Annotated in this window: 16 protein-coding genes; all 16 read left to right on the forward strand. The window is 64.1% G+C overall.

Annotated features, from left to right (window positions below; translation table 11 throughout):
- The first annotated feature begins 3 nt into the window (after positions 1-3).
- Positions 4-726, forward strand: a complete 723-nt coding sequence (gene flgF, locus EOA13_RS05685; protein WP_013529801.1) for a flagellar basal-body rod protein FlgF — start codon at positions 4-6, stop codon at positions 724-726.
- 3 nt (positions 727-729) lie between these two features.
- On the forward strand, positions 730-2133 hold the full coding sequence (gene fliI, locus EOA13_RS05690; protein WP_127290392.1) for a flagellar protein export ATPase FliI: 1404 nt from the start codon (positions 730-732) through the stop codon (positions 2131-2133).
- Entirely contained in the window at positions 2114-2797 is a 684-nt protein-coding gene (locus EOA13_RS05695; protein ID WP_164779992.1) for a hypothetical protein, read from the forward strand. Before fliI ends, EOA13_RS05695 begins: the two co-directional genes overlap by 20 nt.
- 80 nt (positions 2798-2877) lie before the next feature.
- Positions 2878-3258: a flagellar basal body rod protein FlgB gene (gene flgB / locus EOA13_RS05700; RefSeq protein ID WP_127290396.1), complete on the forward strand. Its 381-nt coding sequence runs from the start codon at positions 2878-2880 to the stop codon at positions 3256-3258.
- Between the two features lie 2 nt (positions 3259-3260).
- The gene (gene flgC, locus EOA13_RS05705) at positions 3261-3677 is read left to right on the forward strand and encodes a flagellar basal body rod protein FlgC (RefSeq protein WP_127290398.1); all 417 of its coding nucleotides are present in this window, start codon (positions 3261-3263) and stop codon (positions 3675-3677) included.
- On the forward strand, positions 3677-4003 hold the full coding sequence (locus EOA13_RS05710) for a flagellar hook-basal body complex protein FliE (protein WP_127290400.1): 327 nt from the start codon (positions 3677-3679) through the stop codon (positions 4001-4003). Before flgC ends, EOA13_RS05710 begins: the two co-directional genes overlap by 1 nt.
- Before the next feature lie 11 nt (positions 4004-4014).
- A complete protein-coding gene (gene flgG / locus EOA13_RS05715; protein ID WP_013529795.1) occupies positions 4015-4803 on the forward strand; it encodes a flagellar basal-body rod protein FlgG in 789 nt (262 codons plus the stop codon).
- 3 nt (positions 4804-4806) lie between these two features.
- Positions 4807-5322, forward strand: a complete 516-nt coding sequence (gene flgA / locus EOA13_RS05720) for a flagellar basal body P-ring formation chaperone FlgA (RefSeq protein ID WP_127290402.1) — start codon at positions 4807-4809, stop codon at positions 5320-5322.
- On the forward strand, positions 5319-6560 hold the full coding sequence (locus EOA13_RS05725; protein ID WP_127290404.1) for a flagellar basal body P-ring protein FlgI: 1242 nt from the start codon (positions 5319-5321) through the stop codon (positions 6558-6560). The genes flgA and EOA13_RS05725 overlap by 4 nt, the downstream gene beginning before the upstream one ends.
- Positions 6561-6563: 3 nt before the next feature.
- The gene (locus EOA13_RS05730; protein WP_164779993.1) at positions 6564-7154 is read left to right on the forward strand and encodes a MotE family protein; all 591 of its coding nucleotides are present in this window, start codon (positions 6564-6566) and stop codon (positions 7152-7154) included.
- The gene (gene flgH / locus EOA13_RS05735; protein WP_127290408.1) at positions 7151-7858 is read left to right on the forward strand and encodes a flagellar basal body L-ring protein FlgH; all 708 of its coding nucleotides are present in this window, start codon (positions 7151-7153) and stop codon (positions 7856-7858) included. Before EOA13_RS05730 ends, flgH begins: the two co-directional genes overlap by 4 nt.
- Positions 7859-7875: 17 nt before the next feature.
- On the forward strand, positions 7876-8370 hold the full coding sequence (locus EOA13_RS05740) for a flagellar basal body-associated FliL family protein (RefSeq protein ID WP_127290410.1): 495 nt from the start codon (positions 7876-7878) through the stop codon (positions 8368-8370).
- Positions 8367-9098, forward strand: a complete 732-nt coding sequence (fliP, locus tag EOA13_RS05745) for a flagellar type III secretion system pore protein FliP (protein ID WP_127290412.1) — start codon at positions 8367-8369, stop codon at positions 9096-9098. The genes EOA13_RS05740 and fliP overlap by 4 nt, the downstream gene beginning before the upstream one ends.
- 198 nt (positions 9099-9296) lie before the next feature.
- The gene (locus EOA13_RS05750; RefSeq protein WP_127290414.1) at positions 9297-10289 is read left to right on the forward strand and encodes a flagellin; all 993 of its coding nucleotides are present in this window, start codon (positions 9297-9299) and stop codon (positions 10287-10289) included.
- Positions 10290-10556: 267 nt separating this feature from the next.
- Positions 10557-11621, forward strand: a complete 1065-nt coding sequence (locus tag EOA13_RS05755) for a flagellin (RefSeq protein ID WP_127290416.1) — start codon at positions 10557-10559, stop codon at positions 11619-11621.
- Between the two features lie 132 nt (positions 11622-11753).
- Positions 11754-13400 (forward strand): flagellar basal-body MS-ring/collar protein FliF, encoded by a 1647-nt coding sequence (fliF, locus tag EOA13_RS05760; protein ID WP_127290418.1) that lies wholly within the window; start codon positions 11754-11756, stop codon positions 13398-13400.
- Position 13401 lies beyond the last annotated feature (1 nt).

The raw sequence follows: 13401 nt of genomic DNA on the forward strand, positions 1-13401 counted from the left end.
ATCATGCGGGATAGCCTGTACGTCGCCCTTTCGTCACAGATCGCGCTCGAGCGGCGCCTCGACACCATCGCCGACAACGTCGCCAACGCCTCGACGATCGGCTTTCGCGCCACCGGGGTGAAGTTCGAGGACGTCGTCTCCGGCACCGGGCAGAAATCGGTATCCTTCGCCTCCCCGGGCAAGACCTACCTTTCCGGCGCCCACGGTGCCTTGAGCGAGACCGGAAATCCCTTCGACTTCGCCATCCAGGGCGATGCCTGGTTCGCCATAGAGACGCCGGTCGGCACCGTCATGACCCGCGACGGCCGCTTTTCAATGAACGAGAACGGCGAGCTGATGTCGATCGAGGGCCACCCGGTGCTCGATGCGGGCGGCTCGCCGATCCAGCTTGACCCCCGCAACGGTCCGCCCAAGGCCGGGGCTGATGGTTCGTTGCGCCAGAACGATCAGCTTGTCGGCTCGATCGGTCTCTACAATTTCGATCCGGGCGCGAACTTCGTCCGCTACGGCAATTCCGGCATCGTTCCGGCACGCACCCCGGAGCCTGTCACCGATCGCTCGGATATCGGCGTTGCCCAGGGCTTTCTCGAAGAGTCCAATGTCAATCCGGTGCTGGAGATCACCAGGCTGATCATGGTCCAGCGCGCCTTCGAGAACACCGCCGCCCTGATGCGGCAGACCGACTCGTCCACCGACGAGGCGATCAAGACGCTCGGCTCGAAATAATCCATGTCGCTCGACCAGCCATCCCTGCGCGCACCCGAAAGACAACTCCAGCCGGCGCCGGAAGACCGGCTTGCCGCGCTGGAAAGGGTCTGGCGGCGTTTCGCCGACGCCGAGGCCCTGCTCAAGCGCGGCGGCCGCGTCATCGAAGTCACGCCCACGCACTACAAGGTGCACGGCCTTTCCGGCTTCGCCAGGCTGGGCGACATCGTCGAGCAGCGCGGCCATGCCGGTGCGCGCCGCGGCGAGATCGTCAAGATAGGCCGCGACGAGGCCGTCGTGGCGCCCTTCGAACGCAGCGCCGATTCCGGCATCGGGGATGCCGTGTTCCGCCGCGGTCCGCTCGTGGTGGCGCCGCATGCCTCGTGGCGCGGCCGCACCATCGACGCGCTCACCAGGGTCATCGATGGCGGCCCGCCGCTCGCCCGGGGAGACGACACGACGCGCAGCGCCCAGACGACGCCGGGAGCCATGGCGCGGCAACGCGTCGGCACTGCCTTCATGACCGGCGTCAAGGTCATCGACATCTTCACGCCGCTCTGCTTCGGCCAGCGCCTCGGCATCTTTGCCGGCTCCGGCGTCGGCAAGTCGACGCTGCTCGCCATGCTCGCCGGCGCCGACGCATTCGATACCGTCGTGGTGGCGCTCATCGGCGAACGCGGCCGCGAAGTCCGTGAATTCCTCGAGGACACGATCGGCGACAGCATGGCCAAGACCGTCGCCGTCGTCGCCACCAGCGACGAAAGCGCCATGATGCGCCGGCGTGCGCCGGACACCGCCATGCGCGTCGCCGAGCATTTTCGCGACCAGGGGCATCGCGTTTTGCTGGTGCTGGATTCGATCACCCGCTTCGCCCACGCCCTGCGTGAGGTGGCGACGGGGACCGGCGAGCCGCCGGTCGCGCGCGGCTACCCGGCCTCGGTGTTCACCGAACTGCCGAAGCTGCTCGAACGCGCCGGGCCGGGTACGGAAGGCAAGGGATCGATCACCGCCATCATTTCCGTGCTGGTCGACGGCGACGACCACAACGACCCGGTCGCCGATTCCGTGCGCGGCATCCTCGACGGCCATGTCGTGCTCGATCGCACGATCGCCGAACAGGGTCGCTATCCCCCCGTCAACCCGCTGTCGTCCATATCGCGGTTGGCCGGAAAGGCCTGGAGCGTCGAACAGCGCGCGCTGGTGACAAGGCTGAAGTCGATGATCTCGCGCTTCGAGGACACGCGCGATATCCGGTTGCTTGGGAACTATCAGGGGGGCGTCGATGCCGAACTCGACATCGCCGTGCGCCAGGTGCCGCTGATCTACGAGGCGCTGGCGCAAGCGCCGAAGGACCGCCCGTCAGCCGATCCGTTCTCCGACCTCGCCCGCCACCTCAAAAGCAAGCTGAATGCCGATGCCGGAGACTGAACGCCAGTACACCGAGCGCGTCCTGCGCGACATGATCGCCGAAGCCAAGGCCGCCCAGGAGACCGAGGCCAGCCGCGACTCGGCCATCAACGACCTGTTTTCGCCGCGGAAATGGCAGCAGTCTTCCGGGCACGAATGGCCGCAGCCGCCAAAGGCGCAGTTTCCCAGGCTGAAGAAAAAATCCGACCGACGCAGCGATTTCGTCATAGCCGCGCTCGGCATCACGCTCGGCCTGATCTGCGCCCTGTTTCCCTGGTACATCTTCTTCAACCAGGACCAGTTTGGCGTCCAGGCGATGAAGTTCGGCGGCACCGGCTCCAATTCCGGGCGAGCGGGCGGCGGCGTGGTCGCCGAACGCAGCGCGCCGCTGACGGCAAAGGATATTCCCGCGGCCAATCTCGATCTTCTTGCCACCGGGACGGTGCGGGATGATGCCAATCCCGCAGCTGCACCCGACGAGCAACCGTTTCCGGCCGACACGGCGAAATTCCGCATGGTTCATGTCGCCAACGGCCGTGCCATGATCCAGGACGACGCTGGCCTCTGGATCGTCCAGCGCGGCTCGATACTGCCTGACTCCAGCCAGGTGTCCTCCATCGAGCAGCGCAATGGCAAATGGGTCATGGTCACCAGTGCCGACCGGGTAATCGAACTCTCCAGATAAACGATCTCCGGCTTCCGGTCATCCGCAAGGCCCGCGCAAGACTGGCGGCCTAGTCTCTGGGTACCTGCTCGGAGATTCCCATGGAGCCCGTTTCCCTTTTCGACCTCGCCGCCAAGCAAGCGCAATGGCTGGCCGTGCGCCAGTCGGCAGTCGCCGGCAACATCGCCAATGCCAACACGCCGGGTTATACGGCAAACGACGTCGAGCCATTCGAAAAGGTGCTCGACCGCGCCGCCGTATCGCTGCAGACCACCCAGGCCGGCCATCTCGGCAATGCAGCGACCAATGCCGGCTTCACCATCAAGCCGCAGGAGGATGACGGCGTCGTCATGCCGTCCAAGAACTCGGTCGTTCTGGAAGACCAGTTGCTGAAAGCCGGCGAGGTGCGCCGCTCCTTCGAACTCAACACGGCGATCGTCAAGGCGTTTCATACGATGATGATGATGGCGGTGAAGAGCTGACCATGGACGCACTGACCGCAGCCCTCAAAGTCGCAGCATCCGGCCTCGGCGCCCAGTCGGAGCGCCTGCGCGTGGTTTCCGAAAACCTCGCCAACGCCCAGTCGACCGGCACCGCGCCCGGCTCCGATCCTTATCGCCGCAAGACCATCAGCTTCGCCTCCGAGCTTGACCGGGCCTCCGGCAGTTCAACTGTTGCAGTGAACTCGATCGATCGAGATCCCAGTGACTTTCCAGTCGAGTTCCAGCCCGGCAACGAGGCCGCCGACGAGAAGGGCTACGTCAAGATGCCCAACGTCAACGTGCTGATCGAAATGGCCGACATGACCGAGGCCAATCGCTCCTACGAGGCCAACCTTCAGGTGGTCAAGCAGGCCCGCGACCTGATTTCCATGACCATCGACCTGATGAGGAACCAGTAATGATCAGCGGTATCGGAGCCCTTCAGTTCAAGCCGTCGATCGGCGGCGACGACGCGGCCACAAGCCTGCTCCAGGGCGGCGCGGCACCCTCGGCCGGCGGCAATGTCGGCACCTCCTTCGCCGAGGCGCTGAGCCAGGCAGCCTCCAAGACCGTCGACACGCTGCAGAATGCCGAGCAGGTATCGTTGCAGGCGCTCAAGGGCGACGCCGACACCCGTCAGGTGGTCGACGCCGTGATGAGCGCGCAGCAGGCGCTTCAGACCGCCGTCGCCATCCGCGACAAGGTGGTTTCCGCCTATCTCGAAGTCAGTCGAATGGGCATCTGAGGAATTCCGCCATGAAAGCACTCGCCATCGCCGCCACCGGCATGAATGCCCAGCAGACAAATCTGGAAGTCATCGCCAACAACATCGCCAACATCAACACCACCGGCTACAAGCGCGCCCGTGCCGAATTCTCCGACCTGCTCTATCAGGTCGACCGCACGCAAGGCGTGCCCAACCGCTCCAACGCCTCGCTGGTGCCGGAGGGCGTCTCGATCGGCCTCGGCGTCAAGACGACGGCCGTGCGCAACGTGCACACCCAGGGCGAACTGACCAGCACCGGCAACAGTTTCGACCTGGCGCTGACCGGCAGGGGCTGGTTTCAGATCGAGGGTGCCGACGGCGGTACGCTCTACAGCCGCGCCGGCGCTCTCAACACCAACGCCACCGGCCAGCTGGTGACGGTTGACGGCGCTGCCGTCATTCCGGCAATCAACGTCCCCGTGGATGCTGTCGAGGTCATCGTCAACAAGACCGGCCAGGTCTTCGCCCGCATCGACGGCCAGACCGACCTGCAGAACCTCGGTCAGCTTCAGATCGCCAATTTCGCCAACGAGGCCGGCCTGGCGCCGCTCGGCGACAATCTGTTCCAGGAAACCACAGCTTCGGGGCCGGCGAATGTCGGGGTGCCTGGCGATCCCGGCTTTGCCACCATCCAGCAGGGCTATCTCGAAGCCTCCAACGTCGACCCGGTCAAGGAAATCACCGAGCTGATCTCGGCGCAGCGCGCCTATGAGATGAACTCCAAGGTCATCCAGGCCGCCGACGACATGGCCTCCGTGGTCTCCAAGAACATCAGGTAACGCATGATGTCGACGCCCGGCCTCCTGTCCGCATTCCGCCACACCGCGCTCGTCCTTGCGCTGGTGACCGGCGGCATGCCGGCTTTTGCCCAGGAGTCGGCCACCCGGATCGCCAGCAATCAAGCTGTCGGCGAGGTGGTGCTTATTCCGAGCCGGGTTATCTATCCCGGCGAGACCATCAACCTGGCTGCCCTGAAACAGGTCACCCTTATCGTCGGCAAGCACAAGCCAGAGGCGGTCGCCACACGGGTCGAGGAACTGGATGGCAAAGTCGCCAAGCGCACGTTGCTGCCCGGCCGCTACATTCCCTCCACCGCCATCCGCGAGGCCTGGCTGGTCGAACAGGGTGCTTCAGTGCAGATCTTCTTCATCGCCGGCGGGCTGACGATCTCGGCCACCGCCGTGACGCTGCAGCCGGGAGCCGCGGGCGACCTCGTCAAGGTTCGCAACATCGACAGCGGCAAAGTCCTGTCCGGCACCGTGATGGCGGATGGAACCATCCAGGTCAGCGCTTCATGATGCGCGGGCTTACCCTGATACTGGCAGCCGTGCTTGGCCTGCAGCCGGCGCTGGCCGACGGCTTGACGCCGAAGGCCAAGCGCGAGCTCGCCGCCAAGAATGGCGGCGTCTACAACGATCCCGAATATGATCCGGCCACCACCAGCCGCATGTTCCGGGTTTCGACCGGGCCGAGTTCGCTGCCGCCGGGCCAGGTTGCCTCGCGCATCAAGGACATCGCCCAGCTGCAGAGTTCGCGCGACAATCAGCTCGTCGGCTACGGCCTGGTCATCGGCCTTGCCGGATCGGGCGACAGCCTGCGCAACTCGCCATTTACCGAACAGTCGATCCGCGCGATGCTCGAAAATCTCGGCATCGCCACCGAAGGCGGCAGCGCGCGCGCCAAGAATGTCGCCGCCGTCATCGTCACCGCCAACATGCCGCCATACGTGCAGTCGGGCGCCCGCATCGACATCGACGTCTCCTCGATGGGCGACGCGACCTCGCTTTCCGGCGGCACGCTGATCATGACGCCGCTGAAGGCGGCGGACGGCGAGATCTATGCCGTCGGCCAGGGCTCGGTCATCGTGTCCGGCTTTACCGCCCAGGGACAGGCCGAGCAACTGACGCAAGGCGTGCCGACCTCCGGCCGCGTGCCGAACGGCGCTATCGTCGAGCGTGCTGTCCAGGCCGAGTTCGACGATCAGGCGATCCTGACGCTGCAACTGCGCAATCCCGATTTCTCGACCGCTATCCGCATCGCGGACGCCATCAACGACTACACCGGCCAGCGCTTCGGCATGCGGGTGGCGGCGGAGCGCGATTCGCGCACCGTGCAGATCAAGAGGCCGAAAGGTGTATCGGCGGCGCGCTTTTATGCCGAGATCGAGAACCTGGTGGTCGAATCCGACACGCCGGCTCGTGTCGTCATCGACGAGCGCACCGGCACCATCGTCATCGGCAATGACGTCAAGATCTCACGGGTCGCCATCAGCCACGGCACGCTCACCGTGCGCATCACCGAAGCGCCGCGCGTCGTCCAGCCCGAGCCCTTCTCCAAGGGCGAGACCGCCATCGAACCGTTCACCGCCATCGACGCCAGCCGGCCCGACGCCCGCGTTGCCGTGCTTGACGGACCCGATCTCCAGACCCTCGTTTCCGGCCTCAACCGCCTCGGCGTCAAGCCGGACGGCATCATCGCCATTTTGCAGGGCATCAAGTCGGCCGGGGCCCTGCAGGCCGACCTGGTTTTGCAATAGGCGATGCCGATGACGCGCTCCTTCCCACGCCATGACGGCAGACACCGCAAAGCCGCGATCCTGCTCGCGACCGCCATCGTCGCGGCTCTGCCCTTTGTCGGCGACACAGCACGCGGCGAGGAGACGGTCCGCCAGGTCCTGCCGGGAGCACCGGTGGCAGCGCCGCCGCGGCAATTGACACGGGAAAAGGCGCCGGACCAAAGCGAGATCGAGCGCTTCTGCTCAAATATCGCCGACGCCGCCCGCGACCGCCGCTATGTCCTGCAGGCGGAGGAACTGAAGCAGCTCCAGGCCGGCATTGACGAGCGCATGAAAGCTCTCGATGCAAAGAAAGCTGAATACGAGACCTGGCTGAAGCGGCGCGAGGTTTTCCTGGCCCGGGCCGAGGACGGCGTCGTCCAGATCTACGCCGGCATGAAACCCGACGCCGCCGCCGAGCGGCTGGCCATCGTCAACGCCGATCTGGCTGCGGCCATATTGATGAAGCTCGATTCACGCAAGGCGAGCGTCATCCTCAACGAAATGGACCAGAAGGCGGCGGCGACGCTCACCGGCATTATGGCCAGCGCAGCCCGAAGGGTAGATCCGTCATGATCCGGAAAATGCTTGTCCTGTGCGCGGTCACCGTGCTGTCGGGTTGCGGAACCAACCTCAAGGAGGTCGGCAGGGAGCCGGCCCTGTCCCCGGTCGGCTCCGGCATCGATGGCGGCAGCACTGGCTCCCTCTATCGCTATCCGCAAACGCCGCCCGCGCCGGTCAAGAAATTCTCGTTGTGGGACGACCGCCAGAGCCGGCTGTTCACCGACCCGCGGGCGCTGTCCCAGGGCGACATCCTGACGGTCAAGATCAAGATCAACGATCGGGCCAACTTCAAGAACCAGAACGACAGGAGCCGCACCGCCAATCGCAAGCTCGGTTACGACCTCAGCGCGCAGTGGGACAAGTGGAGCACCGCCGGCAAGGGCGCTGGGGCTCTCAGCTCCACCACGGACACGACTGCCGACGGCGAGATCAAGCGCTCGGAGACGCTTGAGCTCAATGTCGCGGCGATCGTCACCGATGTGCTGCCCAACGGCAATCTGATGATCACCGGATCCCAGGAAGTGCGCGTCAACGCCGAGCTCAGGGTGCTGACGCTCGCCGGCATCGTGCGGCCGGCCGATATCGGCGCCGAAAACACCATCCCCTACGAACGCATCGCCGAGGCCCGCATCTCCTACGGCGGACGCGGTCGCATCACCGAGGTCCAGCAGCCTGCCTACGGCCAGCAGATTCTCGACCAGGTTCTTCCGTTCTAGGATCGGAGCAGGGCGCCGTGGCAAATATCGAACAGGTTCAGCCACGCAAGGGTCCCTCCCCTGCCATCCAGGCCGGCCTGCTGCTGCTTGTGACGGCGGCCGCCATTGGCATGGGCTGGATGTCCGGCGGTTATCTCAAAGGCGTCGGCGCACCGGCGTCAGTACCGGTCGCACCTGAGAACGAAGGCAAGATCATGCAGCCCGCCGCGGCCGAGCAGCCAGGCCTGGGGCCGATGCTTGTCGTGCTGGCGCCGATCACCACCAACATCGCCTCGCCTGCCGGCACCTGGATCAGGATGGAGGTGTCCATCGTCTATGACGCGCCGCAGCCACAGGCAATGTCGGATGACATCCATCAGGACCTTCTGGCCCTGGTGCGCACGTTGAAGATGCATCAGATCGAGGGGGCCAGCGGCTACCAGCACCTGAAGGCCGACCTCGAGGAACGCGCCGCGATCCGCAGCCAGGGTCACGCCAAACAGGTACTCATCAGGACATTGCTGCTCGAATGAGAAAGTTCCTTCTCGCCACGGCCATGATCGCCGCCGCCACCTCCATCGCGACGGCCCAGCAGCTTGATCTCGGCGGCATCGGCAAGGCTGACGGCACCACCGTCGGCTACATCATCCAGATGTTCGGCCTGCTGACCGTTCTGTCGGTGGCGCCAGGCCTGCTGATCATGGTGACCAGCTTCACCCGTTTCGTCATCGCCTTCTCGATCCTGCGCGCCGGCATCGGCCTGCAGTCGACACCGGCAAACCTCATCCTGATTTCGCTGTCGCTGTTCATGACCTTCTATGTCATGGCGCCGACCTTCGATCAGGCCTGGAACACCGGCGTGAAGCCGCTGATGGACAACCAGATCACCCAGACCGAAGCCTTCGACAAGATTTCGGACCCGTTCCGCACCTTCATGCTGCACAATGTGCGTGACAAGGATTTCGACCTCTTCGCCGACCTCGCCCGCGAGCGCGGCCAGACCGTTTCGCGTGACACCGTCGACCTGCGCATCCTGGTGCCGGCCTTCATGATCTCGGAGATCCGGCGCGGTTTCGAGATCGGCTTCCTGATCGTGCTGCCATTCCTGGTCATCGACCTGATCGTCGCCACGATCACCATGGCGATGGGCATGATGATGCTGCCGCCGACAGTGGTGTCGCTGCCGTTCAAGATCCTGTTCTTCGTCCTGATCGACGGCTGGAACCTGCTTGTCGGCAGCCTGGTGCGCTCCTTCAACTGACCCTGCCGCGCCGGCTCGAAATCCCAGCAATATATTTTCGATTAACCGTTCGGTTTAGCCCTTTGGTAGGGACTTGCCCGCATATTCGCTCGCAGATGGCGGGTGATCGATTTTGAGAGATCATGGGCATGATGCCGCACCGTCATACCGGTAGAGCCGGTATGTAAAAAATACCTGTAAAATCAAGGTCCGAGTACCATGTCCAGCATCATGACGAACAGCGCCGCATTGACGGCTCTGCAGAGCCTCAACGCAACCAACAAATCCCTCACCGACACCCAGGCCCGCATTTCGACCGGCTACAAGGTCTCGCAGGCTTCGGACAACGCCGCCTATTGGTCGATCGCCACCACGATGCGTTCCGACAACAAGGCTCTGTCGACCGTGCAGGATTCGCTCGGCCTCGGCGCCTCGAAGGTCGACACCGCCTACACCGGCATGAACGCCGCGATCGCCACCATCGACTCGATCAAGCAGAAGCTGACCTCTTCTTATGGTCAGACGGATGCCGCCAAGGAAAAGACCCAGGTCGAAATCGCCGCCCTTCAGGCGCAGCTGAAGGGTTACGCCGACGGCGCGACTTTCTCCGGCACCAACATGCTGTCCGTCAACAGCGGCGCGACAGCCACGACGGCGGCCGATGTGAAGATCGTTTCGGCGTTCAACCGCAACTCCGCCGGCGCGGCTTCGATCTCGACGATCGACGTCAACGTGGAAAGCATCAAGCTGTATGAATCCGGTGCCGCGGCGACCAGCAAGGGCATTTTGGACGCCAATCGCCTCGGCACCACCGGTGCTGAGGTTGCCACGGCCTCGGCACCGACGTTGGGCGCTGTCGCAGCGGCCACCGACACCTATTCGGTCGCCACGCTGACCATCTTCTCGGGTGGCACGGCCGCCAGCGATAGCCAGATCGCCCAGCAGATGAACGTCGTCGACGCCGCGCTCAAGGATATGACCAACGCCGCCACCAAGCTCGGCGCCGCCAAGAGCAGTATCGACCTGCAGAAGACCTTCACGCAGGATCTGATGGACTCCATCGATCGCGGTGTCGGCCAGCTCGTCGATGCGGACATGAACAAGGAATCGACCCGTCTGCAGGCCCTGCAGGTCCAGCAGCAGCTCGGCATCCAGGCGCTGTCGATCGCCAACGGTTCGTCGCAGTCGATCCTGTCGCTCTTCCGCGGCTAATCGCCTTCGCTCAACCACAGTTCGCACTAAAAAATCGGGCCGCGCCAAAAGCGCGGCCCGATTTGCGTTTTGCTCCAGCCCCACGCAACCCTCGATCCTTAACTCTCAAAAGCCAGCTTTTAACAGGCTGTTAACCATGCCGCGCTAGTTATGGTTAACCAATAGCTTACGACAGTGGCGAATCGGTCCGACCGGCACGATGCCACCCGTTGAACAGGCCCATCCGGCATGTCTGAGCATGTCGGCTTTTGAGAAGGAGCGACTTTCTTGGCGAGCATCATGACCAACGCTTCGGCGTTAACCGCACTTCAAAGCCTCAGCGCCACCAACAAGTCGCTCGAACAGACGCAGGCCCGCATATCGACCGGTTACCGGGTCTCGCAGGCCTCGGACAACGCCGCCTACTGGTCGATCGCCACTACGATGCGCTCCGACAACGCGGCCCTGTCGACCGTGCAGGATGCACTCGGCCTCGGCGCCTCGAAGGTCGACGCCGCTTACACCGGCATGAACAATGTGCTGACAACGATCGGGCAGATCAAGACCAAGGTGCTGTCCATGGTCGGCCAGACGGATGCCGCCAAGGCAAAAACCCAGACCGAGATCAAGGCGCTTCAGACGCAGATGAAGTCTTTCGCCGATGCGGCGACCTTCTCCGGCTCGAATTTCCTGGCGGTGACCTCCAAGCAGACTGCCGCCCCTAATGATGGCGTCCAGCCCGACTCGCAGATCGTGTCCTCATTCAATCGCTCCTCATCCGGCGCAGTGTCGATCGGAACGATCAACATCGATGTCGAGGGCACCAAGCTTTTCGACTACGGCCTCGCCGCCGAGGTCAAGAATTCCGGAACCCTCGATCGCAAAACCTCCATCTATTCCACGGGCGCCGCCCAGACCCTGTACGACAACGCCTATGCGGGCGTGATCGCGGGCGGAGGAACGGATATCGCCGCGAACACCGCCGGCCAGACGGCGGCGGGAGCGGTCGCCAAGGTCGACAATATTTCCGCCTATAACCTCGACATCACGGCCCCAGGGGTAACCGACGACATCATCACGCAGATGGTAACCAGGATGGACAAGGTCATGGCTCAGCTGACCGACTCCGCCACCATCCTCGGCTCGGCCAAGAGCAGCATCGACCTGCAGAAGACCTTTACCCAGAGCTTGATGGACTCCATCGACCGCGGCGTCGGCCAGCTCGTCGATGCCGACATGAACAAGGAATCGACCCGTCTCCAGGCCCTGCAGGTGCAGCAGCAGCTCGGCATCCAGGCATTGTCGATCGCCAACGCCGCCTCGCAGTCGATCTTGTCTCTGTTCAAGAGCTGATCACGGGCGCCACCAGCGCCCACCTTCCCATCAGATAATCGGGCCGCGCCGCAAGCGCGGCCCGATTTCATTTTCGCACAAGCTTCGAAGACTAGAGTTCCAGCGGACAATCATGCTGGGAGTCGTTGAACCGTGCCGGAACAGATCCAGAGCATCATCTCGAATCTCCGCGGGTTTGGCGTGAAGCGCCTCGCCATGCTGGCGGGCATCGCCGTTCTGGTGATGGGCGTCATCGGCATCGCCTCGGTCTATCTCAACCGCCCCGCCTACGACACGCTCTATGTGGGACTCGACCGCGCCGACGTGAACCAGATCGGCCTGGTGCTGGGCGAAGCCGGTATCGGCTTCGATGTCGGCGCCGATGGAACCTCGGTTCTGGTGCCGGCCGGCACCACCGCTCAGGCCCGCATGCTGCTCGCCGAAAAGGGCCTGCCGACCAGCGCCAATGCCGGCTACGAATTGTTCGACAATGTCGGCTCGCTCGGCCTCACCTCCTTCATGCAGCAGATCACCCGCGTGCGCGCGCTGGAAGGCGAGATCGCCCGCACCATCCAGTCCATATCGGGCATCAAGGCTGCGCGGGTCCACATCGTCATGTCCGAACGGGCCAATTTCCGCCGCGACGAGCAGCAGCCCTCGGCCTCCGTGGTCATCCGCTACGCCGGCATCGATGCCGAGAAAAGCGCCATGTCCATCCGCCATCTCGTCGCCGCCGCCGTTCCCGGCCTGTCGGCCGACAAGGTGACGGTTCTCGATTCCAGCGGCAATCTGCTGGCCGCGGGCGACGACCCTTCCAACACCAGCGCCGCCCGCACGCTCGGCGTCGAGCAGACCGTCGAGGCGCAGATCGGAGACAACATCCGCCGTGCGCTGACGGCCTATCTCGGCCCCGACAATTTCCGCGCCAGCGTCAAGGCCGAGGTCAACACCGACACCCGCCAGACGGAAGAGACCATCTTCGATCCGAATTCCCGCGTCGAACGCTCGGTGCAGTCGGTGCGGGCCAACGAGAACAACAACCAGAAGCAGGCTTCCACTCCGGCCAGCGTCGAGCAGAACCTGCCCGAGACCCAGGCAACCGCCACCGATGGTCCGCAATCCTCCTCGCAGAACGACCGCAGGGAAGAGATCACCAACTACGAGATCAATTCCAAGAAGATCGCCACGGTCTCCAACGGTTACACCGTCACCAAGATGTCGATTGCCGTGGTTGTCAACCAGCAGCGGCTGACGGCCATCCTCGGCAAGGATGCCACGCCGGAGCAGATCGCCAAGCGCGTCGCCGAGATCCAGAAGATGGTCGCGTCCGCCACCGGCCTGGACGAAAAGCGCGGCGACATCATCGACGTCTCGGCGGTCGAGTTCATCGACGGCCTGGATGGCGAGGCGATCCCGCAGGCGGGAATGCTCGATTCTATCGGCCAGCATGCCGGCACGATGATCAATGCCGGTGCCTTCATCGTCGTGGTGTTCCTGGTCGCCTTCTTCGGCCTGAGGCCGATGGCCGCGGCGCTGACGGCAAAGGCTACTCCGGCCCTGGCAGGTCCCAGCTTCGACGACGTCCAGCGCTCGCTGCCGACGCCGGAGGCAATGGCGGCCACCGACAGTGCCGCGATCGGGACCTTGCCAGGCACACGCCCAGGCCCCACGCCGCTCGACGATCTTCGCCAGAAGATCCGGCCGGCGCCGCAGGACAGGCTTGCCAGGATGGTCGATCTCAACGAGGAGCGCACCGCGCAGATCCTGCGCAAATGGGCTGCCCAGGAAGTGGCGGTGTAAA

Origin of the sequence: Mesorhizobium sp. M7A.F.Ca.US.011.01.1.1 (genome assembly GCF_003998295.1) — a bacterium.
Lineage (GTDB): Bacteria > Pseudomonadota > Alphaproteobacteria > Rhizobiales > Rhizobiaceae > Mesorhizobium.